Genomic DNA, 18,969 nt, shown 5'->3' on the forward strand with positions numbered 1-18,969 from the left:
CCGAATCCAGCAAGGAAGCTGCCCATGACCACCACGACCGCTCGCACCGGCCGGCCACCAGCGGTCCGCGTCCACCGCCGCGACCGCCGGGATTGGAAGGGGTGGGCGTTCATCGCCCCCTTCATGATCGTCTTCGCGCTGATGATCATCGCGCCCCTCGTCTACGCGCTCTACCTCAGCTTCTTCCAGGAGAAGCTCATCGGTGGCAACGCCTTCGTCGGGTTCGACAACTACCTCCAGGTCTTCCAAGACCCGAAGTTCTGGGAACCGTTCGGCCGCGTCGCGCTGTTCTTCGTCGTGCAGGTGCCGATCATGCTGGCCCTGTCGCTCACGGCCGCACTCGCACTCGACAGCGCCCGGCTGCACGGCGCCGCGTTCTTCCGCATCGCCCTCTTCCTGCCGTACGCGGTGCCTGGCGTCGTCGCCGCACTCATCTGGGGCTTCATCTACGGCGACCAGTTCGGGCTCGCGGGCAGCTTCAACGACCTCGTCGGCGCGCAGATCCTCGAGCCGTTCAGTTCGCAGGCCGTCCTCGCCTCCATCGGCAACATCGTCACGTGGGAGTTCATGGGCTACAACATGCTCATCTTCTACGCCGCCCTCCGGGTGGTCCCCGGCGAGATCTACGAGGCGGCCGAGATTGACGGCGCCGGACAGTTCCGCACGGTCTTCAGCATCAAGATCCCGGCGCTCCGCGGCGCACTCGTCATCGCGACGATCTTCTCCGTCATCGGGTCCTTCCAGCTCTTCAACGAGCCGAACCTGCTGAAGAACCTCGCCCCCAACGTGATCACGAGCAACTTCACGCCGAACATGTACGCCTACAACCTGTCCTTCGCGGGGCAGCAGTTCAACCTCGCGGCGACGGTCGCGATCATCATGGGCGTCATCACCGCCGTCATCGCCTACGTCGTGCAGGTGCGCGGCTCCCGACAGGAGAACAGCTGATGGCCACCGTCTCGAACCCCACCGTGCGTCCGCAGACCGTCTCGACGAGCACCGCCCGCAACGCACGCGCCTTCGACCGCCCCACCCGGAAGCGCCACGATCCGCGACGCAAGCGCTCGCTCGTCCTGACGATCGTCATGGCCGTGTTCCTCATCTACTCCGTCGTCCCGATCCTCTGGCTCGTCATCAACGCGACGAAGTCCCAGCCCGACCTCTTCTCCTCCTTCGGCCTCTGGTTCGGCGACGGCGGGTTCAACCTGTGGCAGAACATCGTCGACACCGTGACCTACCGCGACGGCCAGTTCGTCGGCTGGTTCGGCAACACGCTCCTTTACGTCGTCGTCGGCGCCGGTGGGGCGACCCTCCTCGCGACGATCGGCGGCTACGGGCTCGCGAAGTTCCGGTTCCCGGGCAAGCGTGCGGTCTTCGCGATCATCCTCGGCTCCATCGCGGTGCCCGGAACCGCGCTCGCCGTGCCGACGTTCCTCATGTTCAGTCAGCTCGGCCTGACGAACACGCCGTGGGCCGTCATCCTGCCCTCGCTCGTCAGCCCGTTCGGCCTGTACCTGATCTGGACGTACGCGGTCGACGCCGTGCCCACCGAACTGCTCGAAGCGGCACGGATGGACGGCGCGGGGGAGTTCCGCACCTTCTTCACGATCTCGCTCCGGCTGCTCGGACCCGGCATCGTCACGGTCCTCCTCTTCGCGATCGTCGCGACCTGGAACAACTACTTCCTGCCGCTGATCATGCTCTCCGAACCCACCTGGTACCCGCTCACCGTCGGCCTCAGTCAATGGAGTGCACAGGCCACGGGTGTCGCGGCCCAGCCGATCTTCAACCTCGTGATCACCGGATCGCTCCTGACCATCGTCCCGATCGTCATCGCGTTCCTCTTCCTGCAGCGCTTCTGGCAGTCCGGCCTCAGCGCCGGCAGCGTCAAGGGCTGATCCGCTCCCGTCCGTCCGGTCCCTGAGCCTGTCGAAGGGCCCCGGTCCACAACCGCTTTCCCCCGGTCCCTGAGCTTGTCGAAGGGCCACCAGCACCACTCCTCCTCCCAACGCAGTGAAAGGAAACACCCATGAAGCGCATCTCACCGTCCCGCACGGTCCTGCGCCGCGCGGCCACGGCGGCCGTCGCGTCCGCGATGATCGGAGCGTCGCTCGTCGCCTGCTCGTCCGGCGGCGGCACCACCGCCTCGGGCGACGCCAAGGACATCGAATCGGCCCTCGAGGCCGGTGGCGAGCTGACCTACTGGTCGTGGACCCCGTCCGCGGAGGCCCAGGTCGCCGCGTTCGAGAAGGCCTACCCCAAGGTGAAGGTCAACCTCGTGAACGCGGGCACCAACACCACCGAGTACACGAAGCTGCAGAACGCGATCAAGGCCGGCAAGGGTGCCCCGGACGTCGCGCAGGTCGAGTACTACGCCATCCCGCAGTTCGCGCTGAGCGACTCCCTCGTCGACCTCAACGCCTACGGCTTCGGCGACCTCAAGGACGACTACAGCCCCGGACCGTGGAGCTCCGTCAACATCGGCGACGGCCTGTACGCCCTCCCGCAGGACTCCGGCCCCATGGCCATGTTCTACAACAAGACGGTGTTCGACCAGTACGGCATCGCCGTCCCGACCACCTGGGACGAGTACATCGCCGCCGCGGCCCAGCTGCACACCGCCGACCCGTCGAAGTACATCACCAACGACTCCGGTGACTCCGGCTTCGCGACCAGCATGATCTGGCAGGCCGGTGGCCGTCCCTTCACCGCCGACGGCACCAAGGTGAGCGTCAACCTCGCCGACGAGGGCTCGAAGAAGTGGGCAGACACCTGGAACCAGCTCGTCGAGGGTGACCTGCTCTCCGACGTCCCCGGGTGGAGCGACGACTGGTACAAGTCGCTCGGCAACGGCAGCATCGCGACCCTCATCACGGGCGCCTGGATGCCCGGCGTGCTCGAGTCGTCCGTCGCCGAGGCCTCCGGCCAGTGGCGCGTCGCCCCGATCCCGACCTACGACGGCAAGCCGGCCAACGCCGAGAACGGTGGCGGCGGCCAGGTCGTGCTGAAGCAGAGCAAGAACCCGGCGCTCGCCGCGGGCTTCCTCAAGTGGCTGAACAACGACGAGGAGAGCGTCAAGGTCTTCCTCGACAACGGCGGCTTCCCGGCGACCACCGCCGACCTGAACTCCGACGAGTTCCTCTCCGCCGCCCCCGAGTACTTCGGTGGACAGAAGATCAACGAGGTGCTCGTCCAGGGTGCCAAGGACGTGTCGACGGGTTGGCAGTACCTGCCCTACCAGGTCTACGCGAACAGCATCTTCGCCGACACCGTCGGGCAGTCCTACGCCAACCGGGCAGACCTGAACGACGGTCTCGCCGACTGGCAGAAGCAGCTCGTCGAGTACGGCAACACGCAGGGCTTCACGGTCACCGAGAAGTAGTCGTCCACCGGCTCCGGTCCCTCCCGGAGCCGGTGGCGCGGCCTGCGGCGACACCGCGGGCACCTGCACCATCAGCACCATCGACCGTGGCCGGTCGGCGGACCCGCACGGGTCTCGTCGGGCCGGCCACGGTCGCTCCATCCCGACCTCTTCATCACGGAGCCCCAGCATGCCCACGTTCTCCATCGGCGCCGACGACTTCCTGCTCGACGGCCAGCCGTTCCGGATCCTCTCCGGAGCCCTCCACTACTTCCGGGTGCACCCCGAGCAGTGGGCGGACCGCATCGCGAAGGCGAAGCTCATGGGGCTCAACACGATCGAGACGTACGTGGCCTGGAACCAGCACAGCCCCGAGCGCGGCGTGTTCGACACCACCGGCACCAACGACCTCGAGCGCTTCCTCGACCTCATCGCCGAGGCCGGCATGTACGCGATCGTGCGGCCCGGCCCCTACATCTGCGCCGAGTGGGACAACGGCGGCCTGCCGGGTTGGCTGCTCCACGATCCGGAGCTCGGACTGCGTCGCAGCGAGCCCCGGTACCTCGCGGCCGTCCGCGAGTACTTCGAGGCGCTCCTCCCGATCGTCGCCGCGCGGCAGATCGACCGCGGTGGTCCCGTCATCCTCGTGCAGGTCGAGAACGAGTACGGCGCTTACGGCGACGACCACGACTACCTGCGTACCCTGACCGCCTGGACCCGTGAGCTCGGGATCACCGTGCCGCTGACGACGGTCGACCAGCCGACCGCGCAGATGCTCGAGGACGGCAGCATCCCCGAGCTCCACAAGACCGGTTCCTTCGGCAGCCGTTCGCTCGAACGCCTCGCGACCCTGCGGGAGCACCAGCCGACCGGCCCGCTGATGTGCTCGGAGTTCTGGGACGGGTGGTTCGACCACTGGGGTGAGCACCACCACACGACCCCGGTGGCGGAGACGGCCGCCGACCTCGACGCGCTGCTCGCCACGGGTGCGTCGGTCAACATCTACATGTTCCACGGCGGCACGAACTTCGGGTTCACCGGCGGCGCGAACGACAAGGGGCAGTACCGCTCCCACGTCACGTCCTACGATTACGACGCCCCACTCGATGAGGCCGGTCACCCGACGGAGAAGTTCTTCGCCTTCCGCGACGTGATCGCGAAGTACGCCGAGGTGCCGACGGACATCCCGCCCGCCGCGGCGGACGCGCCGGCGTTCACCGCCGCGTTCGAGTCCGAGGTGCCCTTCGCGCAGGTCGCCGACGAGCTCGCACCGCTCGAAGCGTTCGACCGGATCCCGACGATGGACGAACTCGGGGCCTTCAGCGGTCTCGCACGCTACCGTGCGCGGCTCGGTGGACGTGGCGGCGTGCTGCGGTTCGCCGAGGTGCGCGACCGCGTCGTCGTGTCCGTCGACGGCGTGCCGGTCGGGACGCTGACCCGCGAGTTCCAGGAGCGTTCCCTCGTGATCCCGGCGGGCGAGACGCTCGAACTCCTCCTCGAGAACCAGGGACGCGTCAACTACGGCAGACGCCTCGGTGAGCCGAAGGGCATCATCGGGCCCGTGTCGCTCGACGGCGTCGAACTGACTGCCTGGGGGATCGCGCCGATCGCCCTCGACCGACTCGACGAGGTCGTCGACGCCGCGGCGTCGCGGACGCCTGTCGCACCGATCAGCGGTGCCGGCCCGGTGCTGCTCACCGCGACCGTGACGCTCGATGCACCCACCGACCTGTTCCTCGACACCGCCGCCTGGGGCAAGGGACTCGTCTGGGTGAACGGCTTCCTGCTGGGCCGCTACTGGTCGAGAGGGCCGCAGCACACGCTCTACGTCCCCGGAGGTCAGTTGCGTGCGGGGGCGAACCGGTTCACCGTGTTCGAGTTCCACGCGTTGACCGCGCCGGAGCTCTCCTTCCTGGCCCGTCCGTCGCTCGGTCCCGTGGAGTTCTAGGCGCCGTCCGAGCGGTGGCCGTCCGCTTCCATCGGCGGCCCCGATGTCGGGGGCGACGGCTACCATTGGTGGGTGGTCACTGCTCTGTATCGCCGGTATCGGCCCGAGACGTTCGCCGAGATGATCGGTCAGGCGCAGGTCACCGATCCCCTCATGACGGCCCTGCGCACCAACCGGGTCAATCACGCCTATCTGTTCAGTGGTCCGCGAGGCTGCGGCAAGACGACGTCGGCCCGCATCCTGGCCCGTTGCCTCAACTGCGCCGAGGGCCCGACCGACACCCCCTGCGGTGTCTGCGCGAGCTGTGTCGACCTCTCACGCGACGGCTCGGGCTCGCTCGACGTCGTCGAGATCGACGCCGCCAGCCACAACGGTGTCGACGACGCCCGCGACCTCCGCGAGCGCGCGATCTTCGCGCCGGCCCGCGACCGCTACAAGATCTTCATCCTCGACGAGGCGCACATGGTCACCCCGCAGGGCTTCAACGCGCTGCTGAAGATCGTGGAGGAGCCGCCGGAGCACGTGAAGTTCATCTTCGCGACGACCGAGCCCGACAAGGTGATCGGCACCATCCGTTCGCGCACCCACCACTACCCGTTCCGGCTCATCCCGCCGGCCCAGATGCTCGACTACGTGCAGCAGCTCTGCGACAGCGAGCACGTCGGCGTCGAGCCGGGCGTCCTGCCGCTCGTGGTCCGCGCCGGTGGCGGTTCGGCGCGCGACACCCTGTCGCTGCTCGACCAGCTGATGGCCGGCTCGGAGGGCGACTCGGTCGACTACGAACGTGCCGTCGCGCTGCTCGGCTACACGCACACCGCGCTGCTCGACGAGGTCGTCGACGCCCTCGCCGCGCGCGACTCCGGGGCCGCGTTCAGCACGGTCGACCGCGTCATCCAGACGGGACAGGACCCCCGACGCTTCGTCGACGACCTGCTCGAACGACTCCGCGACCTCATCGTCGTGGCCGCCACCGGGGAGAACGCGGCCGCCGTGCTGCGTGGTCTGCCCCAGGACGAACTCGACAAGATGCTCGGCCAGGCGCGTGCCTTCGGCATCGCCGAGCTCTCCCGCACGGCGGACGTCGTCAACGAGGCGCTCACGCAGATGACGGGCGCGACCTCGCCACGGCTCCACCTCGAACTCATGATGGCCCGCATCCTCGTCCCCGCGGCCGACGACTCCGCCCGCGGAGCGCTCGTCCGGGTCGAGCGCCTCGAGCGCCGCATCGGTGTCGACGGTGTCGCAGCCGACCCCACCGCTACAGCGCCCTCGGCCTCGGTTCCGGCACCCGCCTCGAGCCCGGCCGTTCCGGCAGGGGCTCCGTCATCCGCACAGGCCCCGGCCCCCGCATCGTCTCCGGTCCCCGAGCCGGTCGACGCACGCGCAGCTGCCGCTCCCGCGCCGGTCGCCCCTCCGGCCCCGGCCGCGCCCCGCGTCGGCCCGGTCACGCTGCAGCTCGTCCGCGACGCGTGGCCGGAGATCGTCGCCCGGGTCGAGAAGGCCGACCGCAAGGCGTGGATGATCGTCGTCAACGCCCAGGTCGGTGGCTACTCCGACGACGAGGTCCTCACCCTCGTGTTCGCGAACAACAGCGACCTCAACGACTTCAAGGCACGCCACGCTCCGGGCACCGGGGTCGCCGAGGTGCTGCGCACCGCCGTGCTCGACGTCCTCGGCGTGCGGGTCAAGTACCTCGCCAAGGTCGCGGGTGCCGAGGAGCCCCCGGCGGTCCGCGCCGGTGCGGCGGCCTCGGGCCCCACCTCGTCGGAGCCGTCCGCCTGGTCGACGCCGAGCCTGCCGCAGAACGTCCCAGCGCCCGCAGCGCCGTCGTCGACCGGCGGCCCCGCCTCCGCGGCGTCCCGCCCGTCGTGGCCGACGGTCGCGCCGGCCGGAGGAGCGGACGCCGCGTCCTCGTCCGAGCCCGCTGCCGGCGGTTCCGGCGTCGCCGTCATCGAGTCGCCGGCTCCGTCGCCTGCGGCGCCGGTCGAGGAGCGGGCCTCGGTCTCGTCCTCCTCCTGGGCGACGGTCGCCCCGCCGGCCGACGAGCCCGAGCCGTCCTCGGTCCCTGAGCCTGTCGAAGGGCCCACGGCATCTCCGGCGCCTGCCTCCGCCACGCAGCCGTCTCCGGTCCGCGAGCCTGTCGAAGCGCCCACCTCCTCTCCGGCGCCTGCCTCGACGACACCACCGTCTCCGGTCCCTGAGCCTGTCGAAGGGCAGCCCACCCAGCCCACAGGACCCGCAGCTTCCGCCCCGACGACCACGCCGCGCCAGCAGGCCGCGCCGTCGCGCCAGCAGGCGCCCGCCCGAGGTCCCGCCAACGGCGACGCCCTCGGCTCGCGGACCGTCACCTGGGACGTGGTCTCGATCCCGTCCGACGCGGACGCACCGCCGCCGGACGACGAGCCGCCGTACCCCGACCCCTACGACGCCCCGGCGTCCGCGGCGGCCCCCTCGGCTCCCGCCGCTCCGGCTCCGGCCGCTCCAGCCACCCCACCCGAGGCCGAGCGCCGGCAGCCGCTGGTCAAGATGCGTCAGGCGCCCCCGGCGTCGGCGGGCTCCCATCCGGCGGGCGACAACCGGTACGGCGAGAGCGTCGTCCGCGAGCTCCTCGGCGCCACATTCATCGAGGAGCAGCCGCACGAGCCGCGCTCCGGAGGGCGGTAGGCCATGTACGAGGGAATCGTCCAAGATCTGATCGACGAGTTCGGGCGACTGCCGGGCATCGGTCCGAAGTCGGCGCAGCGCATCGCGTTCCACATCCTCCAGACGGAGTCGTTCGACGTGTCGAAGCTCGCCGAGCTCCTCACCGTCGTGCGCGAGAAGGTGAAGTTCTGCGAGATCTGCGGCAACATCTCCGAGCAGAACCTGTGCAGTGTGTGCCGCGATCCACGGCGGAACCCGGCGCTCATCTGCGTCGTCGAAGAGCCCAAGGACGTCGTCGCCATCGAGCGCACACGTGAGTTCCGCGGGTTCTACCACGTGCTCGGTGGCGCCATCAGCCCCATCGACGGCGTCGGGCCCGACGACCTCAACATCCGTCGACTCATGCAGCGTCTGGCCGACGGCACGGTCACCGAGGTCATCATCGCGACCGACCCGAACCTCGAGGGCGAAGCGACCGCCACCTACCTCAGCCGGCTGCTGCTCCCGATGGGGATCCGCATCACCCGACTCGCCTCCGGCCTGCCCGTCGGCGGTGATCTCGAGTACGCCGACGAGGTCACCCTCGGGCGCGCCTTCGAGGGCCGCACCGTCGTCAGCGGCTGAGCCGCCGGCCCACCCACCCGTTCACCCCAGCCCGCTCTGACGCCGGTCGACCCGTTCTCAGGAGTCGGCCGGTGTGTCGGGTTCGGCCGGCGTCGCCGCGCCGGGGAACTCCTGAGTTGGGGCGGGTCCGGCGGGGGTCAGGCGTCGGCGGACGGCGAGGGCCACTCGGCCACCACCGGCCGCACCGAGAGCTGCCGACCGACGGCGGAGAAGCCGAGCTTCCTCGCGACCGCGCGCGATCCGGGGTTCGTGTCGGCCGCCCGCCACTGGGGGAGCAGGCCGTGCTCGAGCGCGTGCTCGACGGCGGTCGAGGCGAGCCGGGTCGCGAGACCGGTGCCGCGAGCCTCCGGTGCCGTCAGTGCCGTGACGTGTGCGACCCCGAGCGGCCAGGAGCGGTAGCCGGCGACAGCCAGTACGCGTCCGTGGTCGCGTACGGAGAACAGGGGAGAGGTGATCCCGAAGATCCCGCTCTCCGAGGCCTCATCGTCGCCCACCTTCGACAGCATCGACTCGATGGCGGGGTCGCTCGCCTTGCTCGCCACCACGTCGATCTCCTCGGCGGGCGTGAACCGGCCGGGCAGCAGGTAGTCGAGGGTCGCCGGGCCGAGGACCTCGGCGATCTGCATCCGGGATCGCAGGAAGTCGACGGTGCCGACGTTCTTCGGCGACTCGTCCTCGATCGCCAGTCGTTTCGCCGTGTCCTCGTCGGGCACGATCGCGAGGGCGCTGCCGGCGATCTCGACGACGCCGATCCAGCCGGGCGGGCAGGCCATCGACCCGGCGTTCACGACGACCGCGACGCGTCCCGGGGTGAACCGTGCGGTCGGCGAGGCGAGCCCCTGCCAGAGGCGCCGCACCGTCGCGAGCACCCGAGCGTCGTCCTGTTGCATGCGCCAACCCTACCCAGCGGGTGCCACCGTCCGGGGCCGGTCACGGCGGTCGCGAACCGGGTGAGGGTGCCCTTCGTCACATGAACGGCGCGGAATGCCCGGATGGGTAGGATGATCGCGGGGCCGCTCGTGCCCGCACCGACTTCCCCAGGAGATCCGATGGCATTGATCGTGCAGAAGTTCGGCGGGTCATCCGTCGCTGACGCCGAGAGCATCAAGCGCGTGGCGAAGCGCATCGTCGAGACCCGCAAGGCGGGCAACGAGGTCGTCGTCGCCGTCTCGGCGATGGGCGACACGACCGACGAGCTCCTCGACCTGGCTCACGAGGTCACGCCGATCCCGGCACCCCGTGAGCTCGACATGCTCCTCTCGAGCGGTGAGCGCATCTCGATGGCGCTCCTCGCGATGGCCATCAGCAGTATGGGCTACGTCGCGCGTTCCTTCACCGGCAGCCAGGCCGGCATGATCACGGACGCCCAGCACGGCGCGGCCCGCATCGTCGACGTCACCCCCGTGCGCTTGCGTGAGGCCCTCGACGACGGTGCGATCGTCATCGTCGCCGGATTCCAGGGCTTCAACCGCGACACCCGCGACATCACGACGCTCGGTCGAGGCGGCTCGGACACCACGGCCGTCGCCCTCGCCGCGGCGCTCGACGCCGACGTCTGCGAGATCTACACCGACGTCGACGGCATTTTCACCTCCGACCCACGGGTCGTGCCGAAGGCGCGGAAGATCGACCGCATCTCCAGCGAGGAGATGCTGGAACTCGCGGCCTCTGGCGCGAAGGTCCTCTACATCCGCGCCGTCGAGTACGCACGCCGTCACGGCGTGACGCTCCACGTCCGCTCGTCCTTCAACAACAACGAAGGCACGCTCGTCCTGAACGATGCGGGCCGCAACAACCCAGGAGCAGGTGAGGCACCCATGGAGCAGCCCATCGTCGCCGGAGTCGCGACCGACCTCAGCGAAGCGAAGATCACGGTCGTCGGCGTCCCCGACCTGCCCGGCAAGGCGGCGGAGATCTTCACGATCGTCGCGAAGTCCGGCGGCAACGTCGACATGATCGTGCAGAACGTGTCGACCGCCGTCTCCGGTGTCACCGACATCTCCTTCACGCTCCCGAAGCCCGAGGCGCAGCAGGTGCTGCGTGCCCTCGCGGCCGAGCAGGGACGGGTTGGCTTCTCGGCCATCCAGCACGACGACCAGATCGGCAAGCTCGCGCTCGTCGGCGCCGGCATGCGCACGAACACGGGCGTGTCCGCGAAGCTCTTCGAGGCGCTCAGCGCTGCGGGGATCAACATCGAGATGATCTCCACGAGCGAGATCCGCATCTCGGTCGTGACGCGCGCCGACACCCTGAACAAGGCCGCGAACGTGGTGCACTCCGCGTTCGGTCTCGACGGCGAGGACGAGGCCGTCGTCCACGGCGGTACCGGCCGCTAGCGCCGCCCTTCGACCAGCTCAGGGACCGGACGGTCGCCTGAGGGACCGGATGGTCCACCCAGGGGGTCGGCACGGCCGATCCTGATGCAAGATGGTTCACAACAACCCCTGATCCCAGAGGAATCCCCATGAGCAACGGTGTACGTGTCGGTGTGGTCGGAGCGACCGGTCAGGTCGGCAAGGTCATGCGCCGCCTGCTGGAGGAGCGCGAGTTCCCGATCAGCGAGATCCGCTTCTTCGCGACCGCGCGGTCCGCGGGCACGACCCTGCCGTTCCGCGGCCAGGACATCGTCGTCGAGGACGTCGAGACGGCAGACCCCAGTGGCATCGACATCGCCCTGTTCTCCGCCGGCGCGACCGGTTCGCGGACGCAGGCTCCACGCTTCGCCGCCGCCGGTGCGCTCGTCATCGACAACTCCAGTGCGTGGCGCATGGACCCCGAGGTCCCGCTCGTCGTCAGCGAGGTGAACCCGCACGCCATCAAGGACGCCGTCAAGGGCATCGTCGCGAACCCGAACTGCACGACCATGGCCGCCATGCCGGTGCTCAAGGTGCTCGACGCCGAGGCCGGGCTCTCGCGCCTCATCGTGAACACCTACCAGGCCGTGTCCGGTTCCGGCCTCGCCGGTGCCGCAGAGCTCGCCGGTCAGATCGAGGCAGCCGTCGCCCAGGGCGACCTCACGCGCCTCGTGCACGACGGTTCCGCCATCGACTTCCCGGCACCCGAGAAGTACGTCGCGCCGATCGCCTTCGACGTCATCCCGCTCGCCGGGTCCATCGTCGACGACGGCCTCGGGGAGACCGACGAGGAGAAGAAGCTCCGCAACGAGAGCCGCAAGATCCTCGAGCTCCCGGAGCTGCTCGTCTCCGGCACCTGCGTGCGCGTGCCGGTCTTCACCGGCCACTCGCTCTCGATCAACGCCGAGTTCACGAACGAGCTGTCGGCGGAGCGCGCGACCGAGTTGCTGCGCGACGCCCCCGGTGTCCAGCTCTCCGAGGTCCCGACGCCCCTCGAGGCCGCCGGTGCCGACCCGTCGTTCGTCGGGCGCATCCGGCCCGACCAGAGCGCTCCGGCCGGGAAGGGCCTCGTGCTCTTCATCTCGAACGACAACCTCCGCAAGGGTGCCGCGCTCAACGCGGTCCAGATCGCCGAACTCGTCGCCGCCGAGCTGCTCGCGCAGCCCGCGTCGGTCTGACCGGCTCCCGGAACCCGACAGGGGAGACATGTCGCGCCCACGCCTGCGCCGACGCTGGTTCGTCGCCTTCATCGCCGCCGCCGTCGCGGTGGCCGCAGTCGTCACCGTGAGCGGTCTGCGTGCCGACGTGCAGCAGACCACCGTCGCGCGTGCCGGGTCCGGCTCAGAGGTGGCGGTCGGTCCGCTGGTCGCGTTCTACGGAGACTCGTACACGAAGGGGTCCGCGGCGTCGGCACCCGCCGCTCGCTGGTCCTCGCTCGTCGCCCAGGCCGAGGGGTGGACGGAGTACAACGCCGGGTACCCGGGGCTGGGGTTCGTCCGCAAGCGCGACCAGGTCGGCGACGTCGCGGCCGACGTCATCGCGCAGCACCCCGAGGTCCTCATCGTCGCGCTCGGCATCAACGACAACTTCGAGTGGACGGGCAACGAGGAGGCGATCCGGGAGGCGATCCTGCCGGAGTTCCAGCGCCTGCGGGACGGCCTGCCCGGAACGCGGATCGTCGTCGTCGAGCCCTGGTGGTTCACGGCGGAGCGTCCCGACTCGCTGGAGCAGATCATCGGGTGGGTCCACGACGCCGCCGACACGATCGACGCCGACTACATCTCGGGTGCGTCGCACTGGCTCGACGAGGATCCCGCGGCCTGGATCTCCGCCGACGGTCTGCACCCGAGCGACGCCGGCTACGCGCACATCGCGCAGCGGATGCTCGAGGAGCTCGACGCCCTGTCGCCAGCACTCCCCGGACGCTGAGGCTCCGGCCCGGCCGGTCTTCCGGGTGCTGCGCGCACCGAGCGCAACTGTCTCGACATCGAGCTATCCGATAAGTGGCGATCACTGACCTCGCGCGGGTGGAGAGCTCGCGCCTCGCCGCGACTAGACTGCTCTGGTGACCGAAACCATCGACGTAGCCCTCATTGGTGGTGGCATCATGAGCGCCACGCTCGCCGCCCTCATCCACCAGGTGCAGCCTGATTGGAAGGTGGAGGTCTACGAGCGCCTGAGCGACGTCGCGCTCGAGAGCTCCAACCCGTGGAACAACGCGGGAACGGGCCACGCGGCGCTGTGCGAGCTGAACTACATGCCGCAGGACGCCCACGGGAAGGTCGACCCGGCCAAGGCCATCGGCATCAACGAGCAGTTCCAGCTCAGCCGCCAGTTCTGGGCGCACCTCGTGGAAGAGGGGCTGCTGGGCGAGCCCGACACGTTCATCAACCCCACGCCGCACATGACCTTCGTCCGTGGCGAGAAGGACGTCGAGTACCTGCGGAAGCGGTACGAGGCGCTCAAGGACGAGCCCCTGTTCGCCGGCATCGAATTCTCCGAAGACCCCGCGGTCATCGCCGAGTGGGCACCGCTGCTCATCAACCGTCGTGCCGTCGGCGAGCGCATCGCCGCCACGCGGATCACGGCGGGCACCGACGTCGACTTCGGTTCGCTCACCCACAAGCTCTTCGATGCGGCACCGTCCGCCCACGTGCGGTTGAACCACGAGGTCCGCTCGCTCAAGCGCCTGAAAGACGGCACCTGGCGGATCCGGGGTCGGCAGACGCTCGGCCGCTCGCCGATGGAGATCAACGCCCGCTTCGTGTTCGTCGGAGCCGGCGGATGGGCGCTCAAGCTGCTGCAGAAGTCCGGCATCCCCGAGATCAAGGGCTACGGCGTCTTCCCGATCGGCGGCCAGTTCCTCCGCACCGACAACCCCGCGGTCGTGTCGAAGCACCAGGCCAAGGTCTACAGCCAGGCCTCGGTCGGCGCCCCGCCCATGTCGGTCCCGCACCTCGACACCCGCGTGGTCGACGGTCAGGCGAGCCTCCTCTTCGGCCCGTACGCGACCTTCAGCCCGAAGTTCCTCAAGCGTGGTTCCATCCTCGACCTCGTCACCCAGGTCCGCCCGCACAACCTCTTCCCGATGCTGGCGGTCGCGAAGGACAACCCGAGCCTGATCACCTACCTCGTCGGGCAGCTCCTGCAGTCCCGCTCGCAGAAGATGGAGAGCCTGCGGGAGTTCCTGCCGACGGCGAAGGACGAGGACTGGTACCTCATCGAGGCCGGCCAGCGCGCTCAGGTCATGAAGAAGGACAAGGACAAGGGCGGCGTCCTGCAGTTCGGGACCGAGGTCATCACCGGCGCCGACGGCACGATCGCAGGCCTCCTCGGAGCGTCGCCCGGTGCCTCGACCGCCGTCCCGATCATGCTCGACGTGCTGCGCAAGTGCTTCCCCGACCGCATGACGGCGTGGGAGCCACGGCTGCGCGAGATGATCCCGACGTACGGCTCGACGCTGAACGACGTCCCCGCCAGGGCGGCCGAGGTGCTCGAAAGCACGGCTGAGGCGCTCGACATCTCGCTCTGACGCGGTCTCGACCGCTCCGGGCCAGGTGAACGGCTGTCGACGGCCGTCGCCGTCGATGCAACAGGTGCCGTCTCCGAACCCTAAGCTTGCCTGGTGGCGAAACTCTACTTCCGTTACGGGGCGATGAACTCCGGCAAGAGCACCGCCCTGCTCCAGGCTGCCTTCAACTACGAGGAACGCGGTCACCGCGTCCTCCTCGCCAAGCCGTCGCTCGACACCAAGGGCGACGCCGCCATCGTGAGTCGCCTGGGCGTCACGCGAGACGCCGACTTCCTGCTCGGTCCGGACGACGACGCGGTCCAGGTGTTCGCCGAGCACCGCCGACGGGTCGTCGCGGAGACCGGCGCGGACGTCAGCTGCCTCCTCGTCGACGAGGCGCAGTTCCTGCACGCCGGGCAGGTCGACGGCCTCCTGCGGATCGCCCTTCTGGAAGGCATCCCCGTCCTCGCCTACGGCATCCGCACCGACTTCCAGACCGTCGCCTTCCCCGGGAGCCGCCGCCTCCTCGAGGTGTCGCACAGCCTCGAGGAACTGAAGACGATCTGCCGCTGCGGACGCAAGGCGATCTTCAACGGGCGCCGCTTCGGCGACACCTTCGTCTTCGACGGCGACCAGGTCGCCATCGACGGCACCACGGTCACCTACGAATCGCTCTGCGGCGTCTGCTACCTGCAGGAGTCCGGCGGCCGACTCTCCTCCACCTCTCCCACCGTCCGACCCATCAGCGAAGGATCACACGCATGAAGCTCTCCGTCATCGGCTGCGGCTACCTGGGCGCCGTGCACGCGGCCGCCATGGCATCGATCGGTCACGAGGTCGTCGGCATCGACGTCGACCCCGCGAAGATCGAGGCGCTCGCTGCCGGTCGTTCGCCGATCTTCGAACCGGGACTGCCCGAGCTCCTCCTCGCCGGTGTCGAGTCCGGTCGCCTGCGGTTCAGCACCGACATGGCCGACGCGGCCGGGGCGACCATGCACTTCGTGGCGGTCGGTACCCCGCAGAAGGCCGGTTCCAACGCGGCCGATCTGCGCTACGTGGACGCCGCGGTGACGGCGCTCCTCCCGCACCTGTCGGCCGGTGACGTCGTCGTCGGCAAGTCGACCGTGCCCGTCGGCACCGCAGCGCGCCTCGCGGAGCTCGTCGCCCCCACGGGTGCCGTGCTCGCCTGGAACCCCGAGTTCCTCCGCGAGGGCTTCGCCGTCCAGGACACCATCGCCCCCGACCGGCTCGTGTACGGTCTGCCGCCGGCTCCCGAGGACGCCGCTGTCGCCCGTGCCGCCTTCGACGAGGTGTACGCGCAGGCGCTCGCCACCGGGACGCCGCTCGTCGCCACCGGCTACTCGACCGCCGAGCTCGTCAAGGTCGCCGCCAACGCCTTCCTCGCCACCAAGATCTCGTTCATCAACGCCATGGCGGAGATCGCCGAGGTCACGGACGCGGACGTCACGGAGCTCGCCGACGCGATCGGGTACGACGCGCGGATCGGCCGTCGCTTCCTGAACGCCGGCGTCGGCTTCGGCGGCGGCTGCCTGCCGAAGGACATCCGCGCGTTCACGGCGCGAGCGGAGGAGCTCGGTCGCGGCGAGTCGGTCGCGTTCCTGAAGGAGGTCGACGCCATCAACCTCCGTCGCCGTCAGCGGGTCGTCGACCTCGTCGTCGAGGAGCTCGGTGGGAGCGCCTACCAGAAGCGTGTCGCGGTGCTCGGACTCGCCTTCAAGCCCGACAGCGACGACGTCCGTGACTCGCCGGCCCTCGACGTGGCCGTCGGGCTCAACGGTCTCGGTGCGAAGGTCCTCGCGTTCGACCCGGAGGCCGTGCCCAACGCGCGTCGTCTCCACCCGCAGCTCATGTTCGCGGAGTCCGCTGAAGAGGCGGTGACCGACGCCGACATCGTCGTGGTCGTGACCGAGTGGAAGGCGTTCCGCGCCCTCGACCCGGAGGCGGTGGCGGCGCTGACCGCCGGCAAGATCGTCGTGGACGGCCGCAACTGCCTCGACGTCGACGCGTGGCGTGGTGCCGGGTGGCGCTACGTCGGCCTCGGTCGCCCCTGAGCGCTGACGAGGAGTCGGACGACGAGCACGATCGTCGCGCCGAGCAGCCCTCCGGCGGCGTTCGCGTAGACGTCGGCGATGGTCGCGACCCGAGCGGGGAGCAGCGTCTGGCCGAGCTCGATGGCGACGGAGAACGTCGTCGTCGTCAACGGAGCGATCCACCACAGCTTCAGGGGGAGCTCCAACGCGAGGAGTGCGCCGAGCGGGATGAACAGGACGACGTTCGCGGCGGACTCGACGAAGCGGTAGTCGAACCAGGACGGCGCTCCGGCGGCCTGGAGTCGATCGATCAGCGCCAGCAGGGTGTCCCGCCCACCGGCGTCGACGGGCGTCGGCCAGAACGCGATCCCGAGCATGACGCACAGGCAGACCAGCAGCAGGACCCCGATGATGATTCGAGGTGTGCGGGTCATCTGCGGTGCGGCTCCTGATCGGTCGTCGGGTCGTGCCGTCGGCACCTCGCAATCGTAGGCCATGGGGTGCCCGAGACCCGGGCGACGGGCGGCTGCTTGCCCCAAAACGGGGGCGTGCAGCGCCCCGTTCCGCCCGTCAGCTGGCGGCTAGGCTGTGCCTACCCGAACAAGGAGCACTCTTGGCTGACCCACGCCCGGCGACGGCCGGCATCCCCACGAGTGGTCGCCGACGGTCCCGCCGCTGGTGGATCGCACTGGCCGTCCTCCTCGTCGTCCTCGCCCTCGGAGCGTGGCTGGGTGTCCGGGCCTCCCTCGCGAAGTCCGCCCTCGAGGCCGCCCAGGCGGATGCCAAGACCCTCCAGACCGCCGTCCTCGACGGTGATGCGAGCGGCACCGACGCCACCCGACAGTCGTTGTCGGCGCACACCGGCGAGGCCGTCTCCCTGACGAGCGATCCGGTGTGGCGCGCCGCCGAGGTCCTCCCGTTCCTCGGCGTGAACTTCTCCGCGGTCCGCGAGGCCGCAGCCGCGACGGACGACGTGGCGGACGACGTGATCCCGTCGGTCGTCGAGATCGCCGGTCGGGTCAACCTCTCCTCGCTCCTCCCCGGCGACGGGTCGATCGCCACCGAGCCGTTGCGTGACGTCGCGCCGAGGGTGGCCGAAGCCGCGGCCGCCGCCGACGCCATTGCGGGTCGCGTCGACACGATCAGCACGGACGGTGCCCTCCCGGTCGTCGCGGACGCCGTCGAGAAGCTCACCCGGACCCTCGACGGGGCGAGCACGATGCTCGACACGGCCGCGCGCGCCACGGCCCTCCTCCCCGACATGGCAGGCGGGGCGGGGCCGCGGAACATCATGGTGATGATCCAGAACAACGCGGAGGTGCGCTCGAGCGGCGGCATCGCCGGCGCCGTGGCGCTGATCCACGCGGAGAACGGCGTCATCTCCTTCGCCGGGACCCGCGGCAGTGACGACTTCTCCAAGTTCCCGACCCCGGTCCTGCCGCTCACCCCCTTCGAGCAGAACGTCTACACCGACAACCTCGGCACCTACATCCAGGACACCAACCTCACCGTCGACTTCAGCCGGACGGGCGAACTCGCCGCCGCCATGGGCACCCGGGTGTTCGGCGTGCCCATCGACACCGTGGTCGCCATCGACCCCTACGTCCTCGCCCACCTGCTGCAGGCGACCGGCCCGGTCGCCCTGCCGGACGGCTCCGAACTCACCGCCGACAACGCCCCGAAGACCCTCCTGAGCGACGTCTACGCGCGGTTCCCGGACCGGCTCGTCCAGGACGCCTTCTTCGCCGCCGTCTCGGGTTCGGTCTTCGAGACCATGATCTCCCGGTCACCGGACCCCGCCGCGCTCGTCGAGGCGCTGTCGGCATCCGCTGCGGAGAACCGGCTCCACCTCTGGAGTGCCGTGCCCGCCGAGCAGACGCTCATCGCCCAGACGACGCTCGCCGGGATCCCGCCCGCGACCGACGACGACGCCGTGTACACCGGGGTGTACCTCGAGGACCTCACCCGGGCGAAGATGGACTACTACCTGGAGACGAAGGTCGACCTCCGCGACGCCCGCTGCACGAGCCAGGGCGCCGAGTACGTCGTCGCCGTCACCCTCACGTCCACTGCCCCGGCGGACGCCGCGACGTCCCTCCCCGACTACGTGACCGCGGGCGGACGCTTCGGCACCCCTCCCGGCGACATCGCGACGCGCGTCGTGATCCACGGACCACTCGGCGCGGCCCTCCTCGGAGCGAGCGACGGAACCGACCTCGCGGTGAAGGCGGTGACCGACCCGAACGGTCGCCTCTACGCGCAGACCGACGTGACCCTCACTCCGGGGGCATCCACCGAACTCGTCTTCACGGTGGTCGCTCCGAAGGCCTCCGACGTACCCCCAAACCTGGTCACAACCCCCGGAATCACGGGCAAAACGACGATTTCGACCTTCCCTCGCTGTGGCTCCTGACATAGCATGACAACACCTCAGGAAGCCACGCACCCGAATTCGTGACCCTGGGGAACCTCGCGCG

Annotated in this window: 15 protein-coding genes; 13 read left to right on the forward strand and 2 right to left on the reverse strand. The window is 69.8% G+C overall.

Annotated elements, in window-relative coordinates; translation table 11 throughout:
* Positions 1–24: 24 nt before the first annotated feature.
* The 6 genes from ASF68_RS18130 to recR all read left to right on the forward strand — a co-directional run bounded on the left by ASF68_RS18130 (position 25) and on the right by recR (position 8,576).
* Positions 25–948, forward strand: coding sequence for a carbohydrate ABC transporter permease (locus ASF68_RS18130; protein WP_056014464.1), 924 nt, complete (start codon positions 25–27; stop codon positions 946–948).
* On the forward strand, positions 948–1,898 hold the full coding sequence (locus ASF68_RS18135) for a carbohydrate ABC transporter permease (RefSeq protein ID WP_056014467.1): 951 nt from the start codon (positions 948–950) through the stop codon (positions 1,896–1,898). The genes ASF68_RS18130 and ASF68_RS18135 overlap by 1 nt, the downstream gene beginning before the upstream one ends.
* Positions 1,899–2,029: 131 nt before the next feature.
* The gene (locus tag ASF68_RS18140) at positions 2,030–3,382 is read left to right on the forward strand and encodes a sugar ABC transporter substrate-binding protein (RefSeq protein WP_056014470.1); all 1,353 of its coding nucleotides are present in this window, start codon (positions 2,030–2,032) and stop codon (positions 3,380–3,382) included.
* Positions 3,383–3,551: 169 nt separating this feature from the next.
* Positions 3,552–5,309 carry a beta-galactosidase gene (locus ASF68_RS18145; protein ID WP_056014473.1) on the forward strand — a complete coding sequence of 586 codons (1,758 nt, stop codon included), beginning with the start codon at positions 3,552–3,554 and terminating at the stop codon, positions 5,307–5,309.
* A 72-nt stretch (positions 5,310–5,381) separates the two neighbouring features.
* Positions 5,382–7,973: a DNA polymerase III subunit gamma and tau gene (locus ASF68_RS18150; RefSeq protein WP_056014476.1), complete on the forward strand. Its 2,592-nt coding sequence runs from the start codon at positions 5,382–5,384 to the stop codon at positions 7,971–7,973.
* 3 nt (positions 7,974–7,976) lie between these two features.
* The gene (gene recR / locus ASF68_RS18155; RefSeq protein WP_056014479.1) at positions 7,977–8,576 is read left to right on the forward strand and encodes a recombination mediator RecR; all 600 of its coding nucleotides are present in this window, start codon (positions 7,977–7,979) and stop codon (positions 8,574–8,576) included.
* Between the two features lie 137 nt (positions 8,577–8,713).
* On the opposite strand, the gene ASF68_RS18160 is transcribed toward recR, so the two are convergent.
* Positions 8,714–9,466: a GNAT family N-acetyltransferase gene (locus ASF68_RS18160; protein ID WP_056014482.1), complete on the reverse strand. Its 753-nt coding sequence runs from the start codon at positions 9,464–9,466 to the stop codon at positions 8,714–8,716.
* Positions 9,467–9,625: 159 nt separating this feature from the next.
* Between ASF68_RS18160 and ASF68_RS18165 the strand changes: the two genes are divergently transcribed.
* The 6 genes from ASF68_RS18165 to ASF68_RS18190 all read left to right on the forward strand — a co-directional run bounded on the left by ASF68_RS18165 (position 9,626) and on the right by ASF68_RS18190 (position 16,513).
* Entirely contained in the window at positions 9,626–10,912 is a 1,287-nt protein-coding gene (locus ASF68_RS18165; RefSeq protein WP_056014485.1) for an aspartate kinase, read from the forward strand.
* Positions 10,913–11,040: 128 nt separating this feature from the next.
* The gene (locus tag ASF68_RS18170) at positions 11,041–12,108 is read left to right on the forward strand and encodes an aspartate-semialdehyde dehydrogenase (protein WP_056014488.1); all 1,068 of its coding nucleotides are present in this window, start codon (positions 11,041–11,043) and stop codon (positions 12,106–12,108) included.
* 28 nt (positions 12,109–12,136) lie between these two features.
* Positions 12,137–12,859: an SGNH/GDSL hydrolase family protein gene (locus ASF68_RS18175; RefSeq protein WP_056014491.1), complete on the forward strand. Its 723-nt coding sequence runs from the start codon at positions 12,137–12,139 to the stop codon at positions 12,857–12,859.
* A gap of 136 nt (positions 12,860–12,995) precedes the next feature.
* A complete protein-coding gene (locus ASF68_RS18180) occupies positions 12,996–14,462 on the forward strand; it encodes a malate:quinone oxidoreductase (RefSeq protein WP_056014494.1) in 1,467 nt (488 codons plus the stop codon).
* A gap of 93 nt (positions 14,463–14,555) precedes the next feature.
* Positions 14,556–15,206, forward strand: a complete 651-nt coding sequence (locus ASF68_RS18185) for a thymidine kinase (RefSeq protein ID WP_056014497.1) — start codon at positions 14,556–14,558, stop codon at positions 15,204–15,206.
* The gene (locus tag ASF68_RS18190; RefSeq protein WP_056014500.1) at positions 15,203–16,513 is read left to right on the forward strand and encodes a UDP-glucose/GDP-mannose dehydrogenase family protein; all 1,311 of its coding nucleotides are present in this window, start codon (positions 15,203–15,205) and stop codon (positions 16,511–16,513) included. The genes ASF68_RS18185 and ASF68_RS18190 overlap by 4 nt, the downstream gene beginning before the upstream one ends.
* Here the strand turns inward: ASF68_RS18190 and ASF68_RS18195 are convergent.
* A complete protein-coding gene (locus tag ASF68_RS18195; protein WP_162239373.1) occupies positions 16,489–16,971 on the reverse strand; it encodes a VanZ family protein in 483 nt (160 codons plus the stop codon). The genes ASF68_RS18190 and ASF68_RS18195 overlap by 25 nt on opposite strands.
* Before the next feature lie 134 nt (positions 16,972–17,105).
* On the opposite strand from ASF68_RS18195, the gene ASF68_RS18200 reads away from it, so the two are divergent.
* Positions 17,106–18,905, forward strand: a complete 1,800-nt coding sequence (locus ASF68_RS18200; protein WP_056014507.1) for a DUF4012 domain-containing protein — start codon at positions 17,106–17,108, stop codon at positions 18,903–18,905.
* Positions 18,906–18,969 lie beyond the last annotated feature (64 nt).

Origin of the sequence: Plantibacter sp. Leaf314, from assembly GCF_001423185.1 — a bacterium.
GTDB lineage: Bacteria > Actinomycetota > Actinomycetes > Actinomycetales > Microbacteriaceae > Plantibacter.

What these genes read in the sequence shown, in the direction of transcription:
- ASF68_RS18130 (WP_056014464.1), top strand. Translation starts at nt 25, where the DNA reads ATGACCACCACGACCGCTCGCACCGGCCGGCCACCAGCGGTCCGCGTC.
- ASF68_RS18135 (WP_056014467.1), top strand. Translation starts at nt 948, where the DNA reads ATGGCCACCGTCTCGAACCCCACCGTGCGTCCGCAGACCGTCTCGACG.
- ASF68_RS18140 (WP_056014470.1), top strand. Translation starts at nt 2,030, where the DNA reads ATGAAGCGCATCTCACCGTCCCGCACGGTCCTGCGCCGCGCGGCCACG.
- ASF68_RS18145 (WP_056014473.1), top strand. Translation starts at nt 3,552, where the DNA reads ATGCCCACGTTCTCCATCGGCGCCGACGACTTCCTGCTCGACGGCCAG.
- recR (WP_056014479.1), top strand. Translation starts at nt 7,977, where the DNA reads ATGTACGAGGGAATCGTCCAAGATCTGATCGACGAGTTCGGGCGACTG.
- ASF68_RS18160 (WP_056014482.1), bottom strand. Translation starts at nt 9,466, where the DNA reads ATGCAACAGGACGACGCTCGGGTGCTCGCGACGGTGCGGCGCCTCTGG.
- ASF68_RS18165 (WP_056014485.1), top strand. Translation starts at nt 9,626, where the DNA reads ATGGCATTGATCGTGCAGAAGTTCGGCGGGTCATCCGTCGCTGACGCC.
- ASF68_RS18170 (WP_056014488.1), top strand. Translation starts at nt 11,041, where the DNA reads ATGAGCAACGGTGTACGTGTCGGTGTGGTCGGAGCGACCGGTCAGGTC.
- ASF68_RS18175 (WP_056014491.1), top strand. Translation starts at nt 12,137, where the DNA reads ATGTCGCGCCCACGCCTGCGCCGACGCTGGTTCGTCGCCTTCATCGCC.
- ASF68_RS18190 (WP_056014500.1), top strand. Translation starts at nt 15,203, where the DNA reads ATGAAGCTCTCCGTCATCGGCTGCGGCTACCTGGGCGCCGTGCACGCG.